Origin of the sequence: Entomomonas moraniae (assembly GCF_003991975.1) — a bacterium.
Taxonomy (GTDB): Bacteria; Pseudomonadota; Gammaproteobacteria; order Pseudomonadales; family Pseudomonadaceae; genus Entomomonas; species Entomomonas moraniae.
This window is the reverse complement of record NZ_CP029822.1, coordinates 795,239-813,246: the sequence shown is the minus strand read 5'-3', so window position 1 is coordinate 813,246 and position 18,008 is coordinate 795,239. Positions and strand designations below refer to the sequence as shown.

At 36.1% G+C, this 18,008-nt stretch carries 18 protein-coding genes; 11 read left to right on the top strand and 7 right to left on the bottom strand.

Annotated features, from left to right (window positions below; all coding sequences use genetic code 11):
• Positions 1-171: 171 nt before the first annotated feature.
• Positions 172-339, top strand: a complete 168-nt coding sequence (locus DM558_RS15590; RefSeq protein ID WP_164731239.1) for a hypothetical protein — start codon at positions 172-174, stop codon at positions 337-339.
• A gap of 205 nt (positions 340-544) precedes the next feature.
• On the opposite strand, the gene DM558_RS03880 is transcribed toward DM558_RS15590, so the two are convergent.
• Positions 545-733 carry a putative hemolysin gene (locus DM558_RS03880; RefSeq protein ID WP_228411807.1) on the bottom strand — a complete coding sequence of 63 codons (189 nt, stop codon included), beginning with the start codon at positions 731-733 and terminating at the stop codon, positions 545-547.
• Positions 734-2,258: 1,525 nt separating this feature from the next.
• Between DM558_RS03880 and DM558_RS03875 the strand changes: the two genes are divergently transcribed.
• The 3 genes from DM558_RS03875 to ssb all read left to right on the top strand — a co-directional run bounded on the left by DM558_RS03875 (position 2,259) and on the right by ssb (position 3,719).
• Positions 2,259-2,675, top strand: a complete 417-nt coding sequence (locus tag DM558_RS03875) for an ERF family protein (RefSeq protein ID WP_127162138.1) — start codon at positions 2,259-2,261, stop codon at positions 2,673-2,675.
• Between the two features lie 218 nt (positions 2,676-2,893).
• The gene (locus DM558_RS15700) at positions 2,894-3,088 is read left to right on the top strand and encodes a PDDEXK family nuclease (RefSeq protein WP_177412500.1); all 195 of its coding nucleotides are present in this window, start codon (positions 2,894-2,896) and stop codon (positions 3,086-3,088) included.
• 121 nt (positions 3,089-3,209) lie between these two features.
• Positions 3,210-3,719 carry a single-stranded DNA-binding protein gene (gene ssb / locus DM558_RS03865; RefSeq protein WP_228411806.1) on the top strand — a complete coding sequence of 170 codons (510 nt, stop codon included), beginning with the start codon at positions 3,210-3,212 and terminating at the stop codon, positions 3,717-3,719.
• A 113-nt stretch (positions 3,720-3,832) separates the two neighbouring features.
• Here the strand turns inward: ssb and DM558_RS03860 are convergent, their stop codons facing one another.
• Positions 3,833-4,066 carry a hypothetical protein gene (locus DM558_RS03860; protein ID WP_127162137.1) on the bottom strand — a complete coding sequence of 78 codons (234 nt, stop codon included), beginning with the start codon at positions 4,064-4,066 and terminating at the stop codon, positions 3,833-3,835.
• A gap of 750 nt (positions 4,067-4,816) precedes the next feature.
• Here DM558_RS03860 and DM558_RS03855 point away from each other — a divergent pair.
• The 3 genes from DM558_RS03855 to xthA all read left to right on the top strand — a co-directional run bounded on the left by DM558_RS03855 (position 4,817) and on the right by xthA (position 6,835).
• Entirely contained in the window at positions 4,817-5,059 is a 243-nt protein-coding gene (locus DM558_RS03855; protein WP_127162136.1) for an excisionase, read from the top strand.
• 123 nt (positions 5,060-5,182) lie between these two features.
• Positions 5,183-5,695: a site-specific integrase gene (locus DM558_RS15740; RefSeq protein WP_228411805.1), complete on the top strand. Its 513-nt coding sequence runs from the start codon at positions 5,183-5,185 to the stop codon at positions 5,693-5,695.
• A 321-nt stretch (positions 5,696-6,016) separates the two neighbouring features.
• Positions 6,017-6,835, top strand: a complete 819-nt coding sequence (gene xthA / locus DM558_RS03845; protein WP_127162135.1) for an exodeoxyribonuclease III — start codon at positions 6,017-6,019, stop codon at positions 6,833-6,835.
• 23 nt (positions 6,836-6,858) lie between these two features.
• Here the strand turns inward: xthA and DM558_RS03840 are convergent, their stop codons facing one another.
• Entirely contained in the window at positions 6,859-7,476 is a 618-nt protein-coding gene (locus tag DM558_RS03840) for a TetR family transcriptional regulator (protein WP_127162134.1), read from the bottom strand.
• Positions 7,477-7,593: 117 nt separating this feature from the next.
• Here DM558_RS03840 and DM558_RS03835 point away from each other — a divergent pair, with 117 nt between their 5' ends.
• Positions 7,594-8,772 carry a multidrug effflux MFS transporter gene (locus tag DM558_RS03835; RefSeq protein ID WP_127162133.1) on the top strand — a complete coding sequence of 393 codons (1,179 nt, stop codon included), beginning with the start codon at positions 7,594-7,596 and terminating at the stop codon, positions 8,770-8,772.
• On the opposite strand, the gene DM558_RS03830 is transcribed toward DM558_RS03835, so the two are convergent.
• The 4 genes from DM558_RS03830 to DM558_RS03815 form a co-directional block, all read right to left on the bottom strand.
• Positions 8,769-9,353 carry an NAD(P)H-dependent oxidoreductase gene (locus DM558_RS03830; protein ID WP_127162132.1) on the bottom strand — a complete coding sequence of 195 codons (585 nt, stop codon included), beginning with the start codon at positions 9,351-9,353 and terminating at the stop codon, positions 8,769-8,771. The two genes, DM558_RS03835 and DM558_RS03830, sit on opposite strands and share 4 nt — an antisense overlap.
• Before the next feature lie 179 nt (positions 9,354-9,532).
• Positions 9,533-10,339, bottom strand: coding sequence for an inositol monophosphatase family protein (locus DM558_RS03825; RefSeq protein WP_127162131.1), 807 nt, complete (start codon positions 10,337-10,339; stop codon positions 9,533-9,535).
• A 116-nt stretch (positions 10,340-10,455) separates the two neighbouring features.
• On the bottom strand, positions 10,456-11,214 hold the full coding sequence (locus tag DM558_RS03820) for a lysophospholipid acyltransferase family protein (RefSeq protein WP_127162130.1): 759 nt from the start codon (positions 11,212-11,214) through the stop codon (positions 10,456-10,458).
• 61 nt (positions 11,215-11,275) lie between these two features.
• Entirely contained in the window at positions 11,276-11,824 is a 549-nt protein-coding gene (locus DM558_RS03815; protein ID WP_127162129.1) for a DUF4124 domain-containing protein, read from the bottom strand.
• 225 nt (positions 11,825-12,049) lie between these two features.
• On the opposite strand from DM558_RS03815, the gene queD reads away from it, so the two are divergent.
• The 3 genes from queD (at position 12,050) to DM558_RS03800 (ending at position 18,005) form a co-directional block, all read left to right on the top strand.
• The gene (gene queD / locus DM558_RS03810) at positions 12,050-12,406 is read left to right on the top strand and encodes a 6-carboxytetrahydropterin synthase QueD (RefSeq protein ID WP_127162128.1); all 357 of its coding nucleotides are present in this window, start codon (positions 12,050-12,052) and stop codon (positions 12,404-12,406) included.
• 164 nt (positions 12,407-12,570) lie between these two features.
• Positions 12,571-14,286: an autotransporter assembly complex protein TamA gene (locus tag DM558_RS03805; protein ID WP_127162127.1), complete on the top strand. Its 1,716-nt coding sequence runs from the start codon at positions 12,571-12,573 to the stop codon at positions 14,284-14,286.
• Entirely contained in the window at positions 14,283-18,005 is a 3,723-nt protein-coding gene (locus DM558_RS03800; RefSeq protein WP_127162126.1) for a translocation/assembly module TamB domain-containing protein, read from the top strand. The genes DM558_RS03805 and DM558_RS03800 overlap by 4 nt, the downstream gene beginning before the upstream one ends.
• Positions 18,006-18,008 lie beyond the last annotated feature (3 nt).

The window sequence follows — 18,008 nt, the reverse complement described above, 5'->3', positions numbered from 1 at the left end:
ACAATATTGAACGTATCTTGTGGTGCTTTATTTAGCGCAATGGTTATCTGGTCGATTGTTAGTTGGGCGTTATGAAAAAAGATTTAATAGCAGGGTTAGCTTTCGCGGCTATATGGCTAACCTTAGCAACAGCAGATTTAAACAGGTTATATGAGCTTTAAGGGGTTAATCATGAAATACACCATGCAAGAAATCGAAAGCATCAACAGCAAAACAGGTGCTAAAGAGGAGCTCTATGTAGTAGGTATTGAGGGTGAAAAAACAGACGCTAATTCATTCTACGAATTTAAGACAAGAGAAGAAGCGGAGGCTAAAGTTAAAGATATTGAGAGTAAATAGCAATCTTCACCAAACGCATTAACCAGTGCGTTTGCTAAAGGTGATTAAAAGGTTACGCGGCTGTCTACCTTTAAATGGTAGCCCACAGTGACAAGCAGAAAGTTTTGAGCTTTCCACTGGTTCGGTGCATAAGGCCGATAAGATAGAAGTTATAACGGCAATATGCGCGGTTATCAGTAGCTAAGACAAAGGACAACTTAGCAAGTTACTTATGGTCTCTACGGTATAACGCCCACTCTTCTATTTGTTCTCCATTAGGTAGAGTACACATACCGTATTGACCATCAGTTGAATTTTTGATCTCTAATTTTCCGCCAATCTGTTCACAATATACAGATGCAGGATTAGCCATACCAACACTAGGATTTTTATCTTTCTTAGATTGATTATCCATACTATTACACCCTACTAAAATTAATGTGGTGGCAAAAAGAAATACTATTTTTTTCATGATTTTCTCAGTAAATGTTAATAAGCACGCAAAGATTTTATCTATTTTAAAAAAGTTAGCAAGTTAATTTCAGATTAAAAGAGCTAGGCCGTTTCCTAGTAATAGCAGAGGAGAAAGGATATGGACGGGCAACGTCTTCGAGTGAGAAAATAAAATTCGAGATTACTAATAAAAAGCAGGGGTTACCCCCTACTCTAGTTGGTTGATCACCTTGTAAATATAGTTATCTTATACCACTAAAAAGAATAACAGGGATAATGAAATAAAGTACATTATAGATAATATATATAGAGCCTAAAGCTAACAAAAAAAGCACTATTGCTAGAAGGTATATTTTCTTGTATTGCTTATCTGCAAGGACCGCTAAAATAATCAGCGGGGCAAGTATTACTGCTATTACTAAAAAAATAGTTGTAAGAGGAACTTGTCTTAACCCAAGTGAAGTGAGGTAAATCAGACCCAGCATATAAAACATTCGTTTTAATTTTTATTTATATTACCTCAGAAAATCAAATTTAAGAAGTCAATTAACAAAACAACCCTATACAGGGTGGTTTTATTAGTTAATTGATTAATACCAAGGAGGAAATAATTATATTTATCAATATAGATGTAAAAGGCACTACCAATATTTTAATCTCTGTACCTAGTGACAAATTAGAGAAAGCCTTACAAGCCATAATCAATATGTTGGAGCAAAATCCTGTATTTATTAAAGATAACTAGAATTCATTAGAAAAAGTAAAGCCAGAATCAACAATAATATTAGGCAACTCTTACAAAACAAAAAGCAATAATCACGAAATCGAATGTAAAGTAGAACCAAAGGACCATGTAATTGAAGGATTTAAACCAGCAAGCAACGAATTATTTATATCATTTGCTGATTACAAAAAAGAAAAAGATGAACAAGTTAAGAAATTGATGGGCTCAAAGAAAAGAATGCAAAATTATCAAAAAAAATGATGCTTTAATTAGCTGTAATGATACTGAGGAAGACTAACTTTAGCCATGCCAAGGATGGCAAACTAACCATGTATGCTTATAATGAAATCAAATACATATTTTATTAATACATATGATAAAAGTACAAAAATAAATAGCAATACCGCACATACGCATAGTTTGCGCATGTTCTTTTTTACTAACGCAGCAATGATGCCAAAAATAATAATAATAAATAGCCAAATATATAAAGTAGCAATAACGAGCAAAATAAAATAAAAAACACTTTCCATATAAAACGCTCATTTAATTTTTTAGCCAATTCTACCTATAAGAAAGCAATTTAGCCAGATCAACTTGTATCTTCTGACCTTGATTGCTTTCTTATGGAGTAATTAAAGAGGTCAATAATGGTTAAACGAAATTGCAAAACTTGCGGATGCGAATTTGAAGCAAGACAAACAGATATCAATAGAGGCTGTGCTATATATTGCTCAAAGTTATGTAAAGCATTTATCAAGCGATGGATTGTGTTATGGAAGAAATTGAAGCTATAGGAAAGGATAAGAAGCAACAGGGCTTTAACTATCGAGGTATTGATGATGTTTATAATACTTTGCTCCCTATTCTAGCCAAGCATGGAATATTCACAGCACCTGAAGTGTTAGAGCAAACAAGAACAGAACGAGTAAATGCAAAAGGCACTGTACTTTTTTACACGACTGTTCAAATGAAATATACGTTTTGGTGCAAAGACAGCTCTAGTGTTAACTGTGCAGTCTTTGGTGAAGCAATGGATAGTGAAGACAAGTCAACAGCAAAAGCTATGCCTATAGCTCATAAATATGCCCTACCACAAACATTCAGCATTCCCACTGAAGAACTAATAGATCAGGAAATGGATGTATATACCGATATTCAGGAGCAAAAGTCAGTCTAAACGCCAGAGAATGAAAAGTGGTGGAGTGGTGCTAAAAACGCTTAAAAAACGCGATGGTAATTTGGAAAGCGTTTTAAAAAGAGCTCATATTTCATAACAACACATAGAGCAATTGATAGCCAAGTGTAATGATGAAATGGCAAAACATCCAACAGAATAGCAAAGAATGAGAGCATTTAAGGCTAGGGAAAGTCACTGTTTCTAAATTTGGAACAATCATGGCTAATAATGGTGGCTTTTTTGATTGTGGCGATTATGGTGAATCACCAGATGGACTTGTTAATGATGACGGTGTTATCGAGATTAAGTCAGTTATCGCTTCTACTCATTACGCAACGCTAAAGCGTAATTTATTTGACCCTAGTTATAAATGGCAGCTTATAGGCCATTTAGATTGTGCGGGGTGTGACTAGGTAGACTTCATTATTTATTGCTCAGACTTTCCAGAACATAAGCAATTGATCATTCACAGGCTTAATAGATCAGACTGTGAACAGGGTATAGAAAGATTAACCAATAGACATACTCAGTTTATTGAGTTGGTTAAAAATACAGTTAAAGAGGTTAAGCATAGCTAGTTCAAACAAGGTTCAAATTATTAGACGACTAGGAAATGATGTTGACATACGTTATACAGCATCAGGAAGCTCGGTTGCTAATATGTCCGTAGCGACTAGCGAGAAGTGGATAGATCAGAACGGGCAAAGTCAAGAGCGTACAACTTGGCACAATATAACTATGTTCGGAAAATTGGCAGAAGTAGCTGGACAATATCTAGTTAAAGGATCGCTAGCTTATTTTGAATATAAGATTGTTACTGAAAAGTATCAAGATCAACAAGGCGTTGATAAGTACATAACTAAAATTTATGTAAGCATTATGCAGATTCTAGACAGCGGTCAAGATCCACCACAACAATTTAACCAGCAACAAAGCCTAGTACAGCAAACTAGGCCGAAGCAGAATCAACAAGCAACACCGCCTCAGAGCGATGACTGGGACGATATCTCGTTCACTAAGCATTACTCAATCAATGGCATTTAATCAAGATATTAAAGACAGGTCACTAGGAGTTCGCTATATCATAATAGCTATCTATAAAACTTATACCAACACCATTATAGGTTGGTATAAGATGCAAGTATATCAATTTTTATTTAGATTACTGCTGGACAAACCCACCAGGCGGCACCAGTCCAATACTGCTGTGTAACAAAAAGGCCATTAACATAGACCGAGCGAACATAATCACAACTGTATGCAAAAGGTGTTGAAGTTGCTCTGTAATTAATTAAAACCCACTTGCTAACTACTATATTATTAGCAGCAAAAGTATTTGAACATATGAATAAACTAGAAAAAAAAGCTAAAGCAGTAATAAACTTTTTCATAATCAACTACTCCATTTGTAACTAATGAATTTTTACTACTTACCAGCTTAATCTTGCTTGTTAAGCTATTGGTAAAATAGCAAAAATCAAGGATAAAAACTCCTATACTTTAGCCAAAGAATATTAAAATAATTATTAATGAAATTACAATATTAGTTAAGAGGTCAATTAATATGACTAATGAATTAAAACCCTGCCCTTTTTGTGGGAGTAAAGCAAGACGGTTACGTAGATGTTCAGGAAGATTAAACTGGTTGCTGGATTCAAAAACCTACTGTTAAATATAACGGATGTTACATAAATATAGGAGATCATAGAAATAATGGTGATGCTGCTAAAGAATGGAACAATCGCCAACCAGCTTTTGACTGGAAGCCTATAGAGGAATTAAGTCTAACTTTATTAAAAGAAGGCAAGAAGATTGTTTTATACAATAAGAAAAGACCATTTACAGACGAGTATGATTTTATTGATGAGAATGCTTACGAAGAATACGAAGAAGATTTACATCAACTTTTAGAGGACGTTAAAAACTACTTGTTCACACTACTCCCACTAACCCCACCACAAACCAACCAATTATAAACAAGCTAGCTATTCTAAAGCCTAGCTTAATTTAACCATAAACCACTAACAGACTTATCCACAGTTATTGTGGATAAAGTGAGGTGTTGTCATGCCTATTAAATCAATTTCATTTAATGAAGAAATGTTTAAGCTGCTTAACGAGGATTTGAAAAGAGGTGATGTATGAGAGTAACTTTTAGTGAATGGAATAAAAACTATTTCGCTAGGCCAAGGACGAGGCAAATGTCATCTAATTATATAAAGGAAGGGAAGATATTTTCTGCTCCAATCAAGGTTGGCAGAGAATATGAAGTAGATAGTAACGCAATATTGCTAGACAAAGAACTAATTAATAACCCTATGCGGTTAAAAGAACGGATGAATGAGCAGACAAAAAGCAGAAAAGACGAAAGATTTACCGCCTAATTTATCAATAAAGCGTTAGCAGTAACTGAAACAATTCAAGCAAATCTTGAAGTATACAAACCAAAAGAATCTTTAATTGATCGGATAAGAGGTACTAAAGAAACAACTTTACATGAATGGTTGGTGACCTATCAAGAAATCATAAATAAAAGAAAGTTAAGCGCTAATAGTTTGCGTGATTACAAAATTAAAATATCTATCATCAAACGAAATTTAGAAGACATGCCGCTTAAAGACATTACACCCAAAATAATTGCTGACTTTATAAACAACTATCCTAAACTATCAATGGTTAAACAAATTAAATCAACATTGTCTGATAGTTTTAATGAAGCTATAGCAAGCAGATATGTCACTATTAATCCTGTAACAGTAATAAAATCTCCAAAAATAAAAGTTCAACGATCCAGACTCACCTTAGAACAATTTAAAGAAGCCTTAAACAATTCACCAGAAATATACAAAATTTATTTTTTGCTATTTGTTTTGACAAGCCAACCTATAGGTGACATAGCTTCTTTAAAATGGTGTGATCTTAAAAACGATAAAATATATATCTCGAGCAAGAAAAAAAGGCTCAAAGATTGCAATTCCTTTAGATTTAAAGCTTTCTTTTTTCAATCAATCTATTCGTGAGGTGTTAAACAATTTATCTCATTCAAGTGAAACCACATGCAACGCAAATACTTATACCTTAAGAACAAGGTTTGCTAAATATCTACCAGCCTGTGAAAAGAAGAAGCCAACCTTCCACGAAATTAGAAACTTATCCGCTAGATTACATGAGGTAGAAAAAAGGTGCTGAATTTGCAAAAAAATTATTAGGTCACAAATCTATGGTAATGACAGACAAATACCTAGATAATAAAGGTAACGACTATTTAGAGTTATGAGCTTTTTATGAGTAATTAAGAGTAATATTTTATATCCTCTTGATTATATAAGGATTATTTTACTATGAAAATTATATCATTTAATATTAATGGGTTGCGTGCTCGTCCCCATCAATTAAAAGCAATTATCGATAAATATCAGCCTGATGTTATCGGTTTACAAGAAACAAAGGTAGACAACCCTCAATTTCCTTTAGCAGATATTGAAAAACTTGGCTACCATGTTGAATATCATGGGCAAAAGGGACATTACGGTGTTGCCTTATTATCGTTAACCCCGCCATTAACTATTTATAAAGGTTTCCCTTCAGACGACGAGAATGCTCAATGTCGCTTCATTTATGGAACTTATAAAGATAAATGCGGAAAATCCATAACGATTATGAATGGTTACTTTCCACAAGGCGAAAGTAAAAGTCATCCTATAAAATTTCCTGCTAAACAAAAATTTTATGCCGATCTCCAGCAGTTTTTAGAGACACAAAGCAAGTCAGCTGAGCCAATGATTATTATGGGAGATTTTAATATTTCTCCTCAAGATTGCGATATTGGCATTGGTGAACAAAATGCTAAACGCTGGTTAAAAACAGGCAAATGCAGTTTTCAGCCGGAAGAGCGTGAGTGGCTTGATAAGTTAAAAAATTTAGGTTTTATTGATAGCTTTAGAATGCTTCACCCAGAGACTGATGATCTTTTTAGTTGGTTTGATTACCGCAGTCGAGGCTTTGAGGACACCCCAAAGAGAGGGTTACGAATTGATTTAATATTAGCATCAGGAATCTTAAAGCAACGCCTTAAAACAGCGGGTATTGATTACGAAATTAGAGCAATGGAAAAGCCATCGGACCACTGCCCTATTTGGTTAGAGCTAAATGACGAGTAGTTTAAACTACTCGTTGTAGCATTTTATTCCCAATCAACAAAGATACTTCTAAAAAAAGTTCTGATAATAATCTCTGGGTTATAACCAGCCGCAAACTGCTGAGGATCTCTTGCCCAATCATTCAAAACACCACTGGTCATTATATGCAACATATGAGCAGCCAACTCAGGCGTAATGTCTGGTCGAAGTTTTTTGGCCGTCTCTGGTTGGCTAATAAGCCCTGCACAGTGATTAATAAAGCCTGCTATCATATTGTTACACCGTGCTTCTGACTCACTTAGCTCCTCAGTGTATTCACAACGTCTTAATAAAATGGTAAATATATTACGGACCCTCTCATCACTGGAAAGTTGATCAAAGATATTCTTAAATAAACCAAATAGTTTTAAGATAACAGAGCCATCCATTGTCAGAAACTCGTCAAATACATCCTCAACAGGCTTAAATATCTGACTCATCAACTCATTAATTAGATGGTCTTTATTTTTAAAGTGCCAATATACAGCACCTCTAGTCATTCCCGCTGTGCGTGCTATTTCCTCTAGGCTTGTTTTAGATACGCCTTTTTTTAAAAAAAGCTGTTCTGCTGCTTCTAAAATAGCCAGTTTTGTTTTTTCAGCATCTTCTTTAGTTCGCCGCATAATAAATAATCACTCTTACGTAGTACTCAGGCTTTATTTTAATATATTTACAAACAAGATGTACGTATATTAACAAATTCTGTACAATTATTGTTTATCAGTTTATTTTCAATTCTCATGACTTTACGAATTATACTTATTTTAGCTAGCTTAAATGCCTTTGGGCCTATCGCAATCGATCTCTATCTACCTTCATTCACCTCGATGGCTGAAGAGTTTAATACGACGTCAGATAAAATCCAACTTAGTCTTTCTGTTTACTTGATTGGTCTCGCTGCAGGGCAGATTCTCTATGGCCCATTAACAGACAAGTTAGGAAGAAAAATACCTCTACTTTTTGGCCTTTGCATATTCATGCTCGCCTCACTAGGTTGTGCTTTAGCCACAAGCCTTGAGTGGCTTATTGCATTACGTGTATTACAGGCATTAGGGGGTTGCGCTGGTATGGTGATATCGCGTGCCGTAGTCAGGGACTTATGTGACCCTAAAATAGCCGCTAAGGTTTTCTCACAACTTATGCTCGTTAGTGGAATTACCCCTATGATTGCCCCTCTCATTGGGAGTTGGCTACTTCAATACTATGAAACATGGCATGCAAGTTTTTATTTCTGTTTTATTTTTGCAGTCATTATCATTACAACAACATTCTGTTGGTTACCCGAAACATTACATCCTAATGCACCAAGGCCACCTATTTCTACAGCAATGAAACAATACAAAGCACTGTTTAAAAAATATCAATTTATCAGCTTCAGCTTTGTCGGTGGATTTGTCTTAGCAGGGCTTTTTATTTATATTGGGAGTTCTCACTTTATATTCGTTGAGCTTTATGAGCTAACAAATACACAGTATGCATGGTTATTTGCACTCAACTCTCTAAGTATTATGCTATCTGCGCAATTAAATTATATTCTATTGGCTAAGCACCCCTCTATGTTTTGGATTCCTAAAATTCTTTGGATATCGGTGAGTGCTGCATTATTATTAATATTAGCTAGCTATTTTAAAGCACCTGTTTGGCTAATGGTCATACCTATTATTATTTTCATGGGCACTATAGGCATACTTCTACCCAATATTACGGCTTGCGCCATGTCTATTGATGCCAGACAAGCAGGCAGTGCATCTGCACTTATGGGAACACTCCAGTTTGCTATTGCGGCAAGCTTGTCAGGGCTTACCGCATGGCTACAAAATGGAACTATCTACCCTACAGCAGTAATGTTATGTCTTTGTGCTTCTACAGGGATTGCAATCACTTACCTCTTCACTAAGCACTTACAATACAAAATTTAAGCGCTACCCAATGTTGTGGTTAAATGCGCTTGATAATTAGCAATATAGTCATCCACATGAGGAGCTTTTATAACATCATTTGCCATAAAAGTAGGCAATGCCGATAACCCTAAAAATTGCTGTGATTTATGAAAAGCAAAGTAAACACCATCTACACCTCGCCCATCAAAAAAATCCCCAAACTCATTAAATGCTTCTAAAGGCGCATTCCATGTCACAGAAAGCATATAGCGGCGACCTTGTAACATACCACCTGTGCCATATTGCTTTTTAGGATCAGAACGGGTACGCCCATCATCTTTATACAATTGCCCCGCTCCCATTGTATAAACATCATCCATGTAGCGTTTAACTTTCCAAGGGGTTCCCATCCACCAACCAGCCATTTGGTAGATAATGGTATCAGCCCATAATATTTTTTCTACTTCTTCAGTTTCATTATAGCCTTGCTCAATATGTGTTTCTTTTACTTGATGACCAAGTTCTAGCAGAACTTTAACTGCTGTTTTATGCAGTGTCGTATTCAACAACCCACCAGAATGTGCAAACTCCTGCGCACCATTAATCAATAATATTTTCATAATTACTCCAAGAATTGGCTCATATAATATATGTACTCGCCTACTTTATAGCTCAACACACGCCTAAAGCAAACAAATATTTTATAGCAAATGTAAACTTCCTATTGTTTTAAAAGCACACAATAAAAAAAGCCTTGCTTTCTAATAAATAGAAAACAAGGCTTTTGTATAAAGAAAAACTAGCTTTTTACAAGATGAGGCTGAATGGTTTGTAACACGGCTTTAAAGCACTTAGGGTTACCTGCAACAACATGGCCATTCTCTAAAAATTCGTGCCCTCCGGAAAAATCACTAACTAAGCCACCGGCCTCTTGAACAAGAAGAGCACCAGCCGCCATATCCCAAGAAGAAAGTCCTGACTCCCAAAAAGCATCATAACGTCCAGCAGCGACATACGCTAAATCTAAACTTGCAGCCCCTGCTCTACGAATGCCAGAAGTCATGCCCACCAAGTCACGAAACATTCCTAAATAGTTGTCTAAACCAGATAGTTGATCTTGCCTAAAGGGGAAACCTGTCCCTAATAAAGCCCCTTCCAAACTTTTCCGAGCACTGACTCGAATACGCTTGCCATTGACTGCCGCACCACGACCACGGCTTGCAGTAAACTCTTCTTGACGTACTGGGTCCAAAACCACTGCATGTTCCAACCGCCCTTTATACTGGCAAGCAATGCTTACTGCATAATGAGGGACCCCTCTCAAAAAGTTAGTGGTTCCATCTAATGGATCAATGATCCATAAATAATCTTCACCTTCATCTTTGCCTTTTATTAAACCTGTTTCCTCTCCCAAAATACCATGGTTAGGGTACGCTTTTTGTAAAGCGGCAATGATCATTTCTTCTGACTGCTTATCGATTTCTGAAACATAATCGTTGGCTTGTTTTTGCTGGGGACTTAAGCTATCTAAACGCTCTGTTGCTCTAAAAACAAATTCGCCAGCACTACGAGCGGCACGTAAGGCAATGGTTAGCATGGGCTGCATGAGAAAACTTCCAAGAGATTTGTAAAATGGCTAATTATACCAGAAAGTTTTTATATAGAGAAAAACTTAATTTGAATTATGAGACCAATGTTATAAAAAAGTAAAGTCTAATAAAACTATAGCCAATGCTTTATAATCTCCTGTCTTGAAGCAACCGCTAAACTATTACGATCTAAAAATTGATATGCAGGTAATGTTTGCTCAAAAGAAATATTAACGGTTAGTTTATAACAAGTTAGAACATTCCATATACTACGTAATAAGGTTGTATCACCAGCAAACGAAGGACGTGTTGTTATGGATGTAGCATTGTCTAAATACTGCAATGCAATCGGTAAGACTTGGCCATTAGAGTGTAATACCGAATCAAATAACGAAGACTTAAATGGTTCTACTGACACACCTAAGGAGGTTTTTCCTTCAGGAAAAACAGCAATACAACTTCCTGCTTGCAATGCTTTGGTTATCAATACATTAACATGGGTAATGCTACGTTTATTTTCTCTTTCAATAAAAATAGTATCGCCCAATTTAGCGATCATACCTACAATAGGCCAGCTAGCAATTTCTTTTTTTGCGACAAAACGCGGTTTTAAGACAGTAAAAATAATCAGGATGTCTAACCATGAAATGTGATTTGCAACCAAGAGTGTATTATTAAACCGTGTAGGCTTTTCACCTTGGATAATAACTCGTATATCTAATAACTTTAAAAGTTTATTAGACCAAGATTGCACGAATGCCTCTTTATCTGCTTCAGTATAAAATTTATTAAATACACATAATCTAAGTAAACCTAAAGTAAAATGCCAAGTGAGCTTAATAACTCGCCAAATAGCTGTAATAAAATTAACTCGTTGCCTTGAATCTTGCATTATTTCATTGCTTAATAAAACCAAACTAAATCATATTTTATTACATTACTTAACTTATTGCTTAAAGATTATCTAATTTTAAATCGCCCTTTTCGGCAATAATTTTTGTGTTACCTAAACAGTTTTCAAGTCCTTTCTTTGCAGTGTAAAGACATAACTCAATCGCTTTACCCGGTTTTTTACTTGCAAATAAGACAGGTTCTTTTGACTCTTCAACTTCTTTTTTAATATTGTTTATACTACTACAAACATAAGAAACAGCAGTAAACGGATCATTATTAATAATGCGGAATTTAAGTTTTTCTTGAGAGTCCGTAGAGAAATAGCTGAATAATTTTTGACCATCTTTCTGTTTACATGCATCATCAACTTTATCTAAAAACTGATTCACAATCCTATTAGGCAGAGGGTTAGGATCAGCCGTGACAGCCAAATAGACAATGACACCATCATAATCAATTTTTGTTTTCTCTAAGACCTCAGTTACAGAAGAAACACAAGGCATATCAGAAAACAGATACTTACCATTTTCTTGTTTACATTTATATGGTTGAGCTTGAACAGAAGTTATAGCAATCAGTGATAGAATTAAAGATCCAATTTTTTTCATCTAAAGTGTCCTTGGCTTTAAATTTTCATTGACTAAAATTGTATCATATTTTTACAAAGTTGCACTAATTGGTTGTTATACTCAAGCACTATTGATTTATATCACATCATATACTCAATACCTTCTTTTAACATACATTGCTAGATAAACAAATAAAACGCGTGGAGTTATTAATAACTCCTTGCTAAAATAGCAATATCAATCATATAGAAATAGGCAATTGTTTTGGAATTATTTAAAGAATTTACTTTTGAGGCGGCACATCGTCTTCCTTATGTTCCCGATGGGCATAAATGTGGTCGCTTACATGGTCACTCTTTTAAAGTTGTACTCTATATAACAGGGAATATTGACCCTAAAATGGGCTGGATTAAAGATTTTTCCGAAATAAAGCAAATTTTCAAACCCATTTATGAACAGCTTGACCATAACTATTTAAATGAAATAAAAGGTTTAGAAAACCCCACCAGTGAAAATTTAGCTATTTGGGTTTGGCAGCAACTAAAACCCCTACTGCCAGAGCTATCCAAAGTGTGTATTAGAGAAACTTGCACCAGCGGTTGTGAATATACAGGTCAATAGACTTTACATCAAAAAGCCACCCTAAATAAAATAGGATGGCTATTATTAACATAAACAATATCTTTCATACTAAATAATATGTATAAGCTACATGTCATTATTTATAAGAGATACTGATTAGTATAAACTAAGCAATTAATTACAAATGATGTTATCTTTTGCTTATGCATTTTAAAATTTCCTTATTAACGACCCTCCTCAGTTATAGTGTTGTTATTCATGCCAATCAGGTAGTCGTTGAAGTTATACCTGATAATAAAGCAGTCAAAGATAATATCGAAGCTTATATTGGTAGTTTTGAAGACCAAAATATAGCCACCCTACTACGCTTACAATCGGTTATAAAAGAAAAAGCAACCTCAGCAAGCCAAGCATTAGGGTACTATGACACAGAAGTTCATACTCGGATTTCAGGCAGAAAGAGTAAAAATCCTACATTGAAGGTAAAAGTCTTACTAGGTAGCCCTATTCGATTAAAAAGTATTGATATAAAGATTCTAGGCCCAGCTACTACATTAGAAGCATTTAAAAATGTAGGACATAAAGAACTAAGAAAAGGGGCTATATTAAATCAAGGCGCTTATGATGCAACAAAATCACAAATAAAGTCACAAGCACTTTATTATGGTTTTTTTTGGGGAGAGTTTACAAAGCATCAATTACTGATAAACCCTGAGGAACACGCAGCAGATGTTAATCTAACTTATAAAAGTGGCCCAAGAGCAAGCCTTGGTAAAGTCACATTTAATCAACAACAAAACCCTTTTAAGGATGACTTACTGTACCGATTTGTCAACTTCAATGAAGGCACTCCTTACAATGCTGACCTTATCGCTCAGTTAAATAATAGTTTACAATCTAGTGGTTATTTTGAAACAGTGCGTATTGACGCCCTCCCAATAGATAAAGAACACACTGAAATTCCCGTCTCTGCCAATGTAACAGCAGCCAAATCAAAAGTACTCAGTGTAGGAGCCGGTTTTTCTACTGATTTAGGTCCTAGAGCACAACTTGATTGGGAGCGCCCATGGATAAATAGCAGTGGACATAAACTTGGCTTTACAACCGAGGTATCGCAGCCTCGACAAAGTATATCCGCGTGGTACCAAATACCCATGGAAAACCCGCTGACAGACAATATTCGTTTTATCTCTGGATTACAACATGAAGATATTGTCGACACCGAAAGTACGCTATATACCTTAGGTGTTGAGCGTAATAAAAAGCTTAGTAATGGTTGGATGCGTACAATATTTTTACGTTGGCAAGATGAAACTTACGATATAGATCATGAAAATGCTACACGTATGTTTTTAATGCCTGGGTTTAATTTTTCTTATTTAAAAGCAGATAATAACATCGATCCTTCACAAGGATACCGTCTACAGTTTGGCTTGTCCGGGGCTAAACAAAACGTTCTTTCCGCGGCTGACTTTATTCGTTACACAGGTTCTGCCAAAGGACTTTATACCTTTGCATCTAGGCACCGTTTTTTTAGCCGTGTTGAAGTCGGGGGCATTGATAGCCCAAACTACAGTAAAATCCCCCCCTCTTTGCGTTTTTATGCAGGGGGTGATCAAAGTGTTCGTGGCTATAATTATCAAACACTCTCCCCTAAAGACAAATATGGTAAAAGAGTTGGGGGGCGATACATGCTAGCCGGTAGTCTCGAGTATCAATACCAATTTGCCGAAAAATGGCGTGCAGCAACCTTTATTGACAAAGGGAATGCTAGTAATAGTTGGAACATGGCCTTCAAAACCGGCGTTGGTGTTGGTATTCGCTGGATATCCCCTGTTGGCCCTATTCGCGTGGATCTTGCTCACGGTGTTGAAGATCACTCAATACGACTCCACTTTTCCATGGGGCCTGAATTATGAAGTTAACTTTAAAAATTGCAAAATACGCTCTTATTGTTATTATTTTAGTGTTACTACTTATTTTAATGACATTGATTCTTGCCATCAAAACAGAGGCTGGCAGTCGTTATTTACTCAACAGCATACCTAATCTTTCTGTAAAAAACTCACAAGGGACATTAAGTGGTGGCTGGTCTGCCGAAGAGCTTATCTGGCAAAGTGAAGAGATAAAAATAACTGTCCAGAACCCTTCACTTAACTGGTTTGCCAGTTGTTTACTTACAGGCAATGTCTGTATTAGCCAATTAAAAGTAAAACAATTAGATATTGATTTATTAGACTCGGTCAACAGTGAAACAAACGCAAAAGAACAAAATAAAACAGCAACAAGGCTTCCGACGCTTAATACTCCTGTTACAATCAATATTGAAACGGTCATACTGGAAAAACTACTCATAGATAAGCAAGAAATTTTATCCCAAGCCTTATTAAAAGGCGCCTCATGGAAAAATACACACGTTACTATAGGACAATTAACATTGCACAATGGCCAAGCTAAAGCCAATGCAACACTACAAGGCCATATTGAATTTGCTAATAATTGGCCGCTAGAAGTTAAAAGCCAAATAGAGCTTAATGAACTATACCAAACCCCATGGCTACTGGCCTTAAATGTCAAAGGTGATTTGCAAAAAAAACTTCTACTAGAAACTGCCAGTACGGGGTATTTAGATGCTAACTTACAAGCCTCCGCTTGCGTATTAGAAGAAAATCTACCTGCAACGCTCTCCTTAACAATAAATAATTTTATTCCAAATAACATAATAGAACTACCTGATACACTCTTAATTAAACAGCTTATCCTTAATGCAACAGGTGACTTAAAACATGGCTATACTGTTAGTACTAACTCTACCTTTGCAGGTAAAACAACTCCTGTTTATCTGACGCTAAATAGCTTTATAACAACTAAGCAGATTGATGTTAAAAACTTAATACTCAAAACAACAGAGCAACAAGTCGTTAATATTAAAGGAAATGCTAGTTTCCAACCCAACTTAACTGCTGATGCCACGCTTAATTATCATAATTTTCCTTGGCAAGAGCTTTACCCACTTGATCCACCTCCCCCTATTGACTTACAAACAGCCAATATTAAGCTTAACTATCAAAATGATATGTATCGTGCACAGTTAGGTGCCGATCTTACTGGTCCTGCAGGGAACTTTGAGCTCCAGACGAAAATAACAGGTGATCTTAAGCATTTAACGTTAGAAACTTTACAAATCGATACCCCTGATAAAGGAAATATTAATGGTACTGCAGCACTAGACTTTACCCCCAAACTCCATTGGCTTGCTAGCCTTAATTTAAAAAATATTAATCCCAATTATTGGCTAAAGGACTTAACCGGTTCACTTAGCGGAGTTGTTCAAAGTACGGGGACAATAGGCGATACAATAGAAACTGACAGCAAAGCCAATATCCAAGGCATACTCAACAAACAAGCAACGCAGATAAAAGCAACGGTATTAGCCAAGCAAAATCAATGGCATGTTCCAGAATTACTAATAAAAGTGGGCAATAATACAATCACAGGTCAAGGTGAGCTAAGCCGTTCCTTAAAAGCAAATGTGAATATCAATCTGCCTAACTTAAAGCAATTATTACCTACGTTAACAGGTAACGTCATAGGAAAAGTAGAACTATTGGGGTCCCTCGAAAAACCTCAAACGACCGTGTCCTTAACAGGTAAACGTTTAAGTTTTGAAGAGCAAAAAATTAATGGTATACAATTAAATGCTAATTTAAATGCCATGCAACAAGCCCAGATAAAGCTGCAAGCCAGTCATATAAGTTCTGGAACAACCTCCTTGGGGAATTTAAATCTTACGGCTTCTGGTGATATAAAACAGCAGCAGTTAAGTCTTGATATCTCAGGGGGAATCCTCACCCTATCAACACAAATTGATAGCAAACAAGATATAAAACAAAACTGGCTAGCCTCTATCAATAAACTACAAGTTGACGCTAAAGGGCAAAATTGGCAACTACAAAATAAAACCCGGCTTAACTATGCCCATACAGGCGAACTAACGCTTTCAGCTCATTGCTTTAAAAATGGGCAAGCCACACTCTGCGCAAAAGACCAACAAACACTTTTACCGCATCCAAAAATTAACTATCAATTAGCCAACTTTGCTATGCAAAGTTTACAGCCCTGGTATCCTGAAACGTTTAATTGGAAAAGCACTTTATCGGCCGATATTACGCTCAAAATTCTTGAACAAGGAATGTCAGGTATTATTGAGATCAAAACCAACGCAGGGGTATTCCAACTACAAGAAAGTACTGAGGAGCAATGGTATGACTTCCCTTATCAAGCATTAAACGTATTGGTTAACTTAACGCCCAATAAAATCACGTCAACACTTGAGTTTAAAAGTACAACACTAGGTAATATTCATACACAAATCATACTTAACCCCCTTGCGAACAATAAGCCTATTGAAGGAGATTTTAGTATTGATGGCTTTGATATCGGCATTTTACGTCCCTTTATTCCAGATGTTAGTGAATTATCAGGTAAAATAGATGGTAAAGGTACAATCAGCGGTATACTAGAGAAGCCCTATGTATCAGGCAAAGTAACACTAAAAAATGGTACGGTGATGGGAGATATCTCAGTTTCTTTAGAAAACTTACAGGCCACCGCCATGATCGAAGGTGAGTCACTAACAATCGATGGTTCTTGGAGTAGCGGTAAACAAGGGCATGCAAAAATCACTGGCGATGCGAACTGGAGCAATGGTATAAACCTCAACCTGGGTCTAAAAGCCAGTAAACTTCCCATTATTATTGCACCCTATGCTAACCTCGAAGCCAATACAGACTTAAAGCTAAAAATTGACAATAATGCACTCTCTGTTGCAGGAGTAGTGAATATTCCTACTGGAAGTATTGTTGTACGCGAACTTCCCCCTTCAACCGTCACTGTTTCTTCAGATGCTATTATTGTGACTCAAAAAGCACCAGAACAGACAATGCCAATGAAAATCGACATGGATGTCAAAGTACTGATTGGACAAGAGCATCTATCATTTAAAGGCTTTGGTCTAACCTCAACTATTACAGGTAATTTATCCATTACCAAAAACCTTTTTACTCAAGGTGAAATTAATCTAAAAAATGGTGTTTATCGTGCTTATGGCCAGCAATTAAACATTACCCGTGCCAATATTTTATTTACGGGTTCCATGACAGAGCCAAGTCTTGATATTGAAGCAGTTAGAATGGTTGATAATGTAACCGCTGGCGTTAAAGTAACAGGTTTTACAAGTCAGCCAAAAATAACTGTATTTTCAACCCCCTCAATGAGTCAAGACCAAGCTCTGTCTTATATTATTTTTGGTCGTCCTCTGGGAGCAGGAGATAATAATGTACTTGCCCAAGCAGCCTTAGCAATGGGAGTTGCAAGCACATCAGAAACCGTTGGAGAACTTGCCAGCAAAGTGGGACTAGAAGATTTTCAGCTAGACGCATCAGGATCAGGCGATGATACTAGCCTGACAGCCAGTGGCAAAATTAATGATAAACTCAGTATCCACTATGGCGTGAGTATTTTCAAAGCGGTCAATACCATCATGCTTCGTTATAAACTAACAAAAAGCATTTATTTAGAAGCAGCAGGAGGGACTGCGAGCTCTCTCGATATTTTCTACAAAAAGAGCTTTAAATAGTAT

What these genes read in the sequence shown, in the direction of transcription:
- DM558_RS15590 (WP_164731239.1), top strand. Translation starts at nt 172, where the DNA reads ATGAAATACACCATGCAAGAAATCGAAAGCATCAACAGCAAAACAGGT.
- DM558_RS03880 (WP_228411807.1), bottom strand. Translation starts at nt 733, where the DNA reads ATGGATAATCAATCTAAGAAAGATAAAAATCCTAGTGTTGGTATGGCT.
- DM558_RS03875 (WP_127162138.1), top strand. Translation starts at nt 2,259, where the DNA reads ATGGATTGTGTTATGGAAGAAATTGAAGCTATAGGAAAGGATAAGAAG.
- DM558_RS15700 (WP_177412500.1), top strand. Translation starts at nt 2,894, where the DNA reads ATGGCTAATAATGGTGGCTTTTTTGATTGTGGCGATTATGGTGAATCA.
- DM558_RS03860 (WP_127162137.1), bottom strand. Translation starts at nt 4,066, where the DNA reads ATGAAAAAGTTTATTACTGCTTTAGCTTTTTTTTCTAGTTTATTCATA.
- DM558_RS03855 (WP_127162136.1), top strand. Translation starts at nt 4,817, where the DNA reads ATGAGAGTAACTTTTAGTGAATGGAATAAAAACTATTTCGCTAGGCCA.
- xthA (WP_127162135.1), top strand. Translation starts at nt 6,017, where the DNA reads ATGAAAATTATATCATTTAATATTAATGGGTTGCGTGCTCGTCCCCAT.
- DM558_RS03840 (WP_127162134.1), bottom strand. Translation starts at nt 7,476, where the DNA reads ATGCGGCGAACTAAAGAAGATGCTGAAAAAACAAAACTGGCTATTTTA.
- DM558_RS03835 (WP_127162133.1), top strand. Translation starts at nt 7,594, where the DNA reads ATGACTTTACGAATTATACTTATTTTAGCTAGCTTAAATGCCTTTGGG.
- DM558_RS03830 (WP_127162132.1), bottom strand. Translation starts at nt 9,353, where the DNA reads ATGAAAATATTATTGATTAATGGTGCGCAGGAGTTTGCACATTCTGGT.
- DM558_RS03825 (WP_127162131.1), bottom strand. Translation starts at nt 10,339, where the DNA reads ATGCAGCCCATGCTAACCATTGCCTTACGTGCCGCTCGTAGTGCTGGC.
- DM558_RS03820 (WP_127162130.1), bottom strand. Translation starts at nt 11,214, where the DNA reads ATGCAAGATTCAAGGCAACGAGTTAATTTTATTACAGCTATTTGGCGA.
- DM558_RS03815 (WP_127162129.1), bottom strand. Translation starts at nt 11,824, where the DNA reads ATGAAAAAAATTGGATCTTTAATTCTATCACTGATTGCTATAACTTCT.
- DM558_RS03805 (WP_127162127.1), top strand. Translation starts at nt 12,571, where the DNA reads ATGCATTTTAAAATTTCCTTATTAACGACCCTCCTCAGTTATAGTGTT.
- DM558_RS03800 (WP_127162126.1), top strand. Translation starts at nt 14,283, where the DNA reads ATGAAGTTAACTTTAAAAATTGCAAAATACGCTCTTATTGTTATTATT.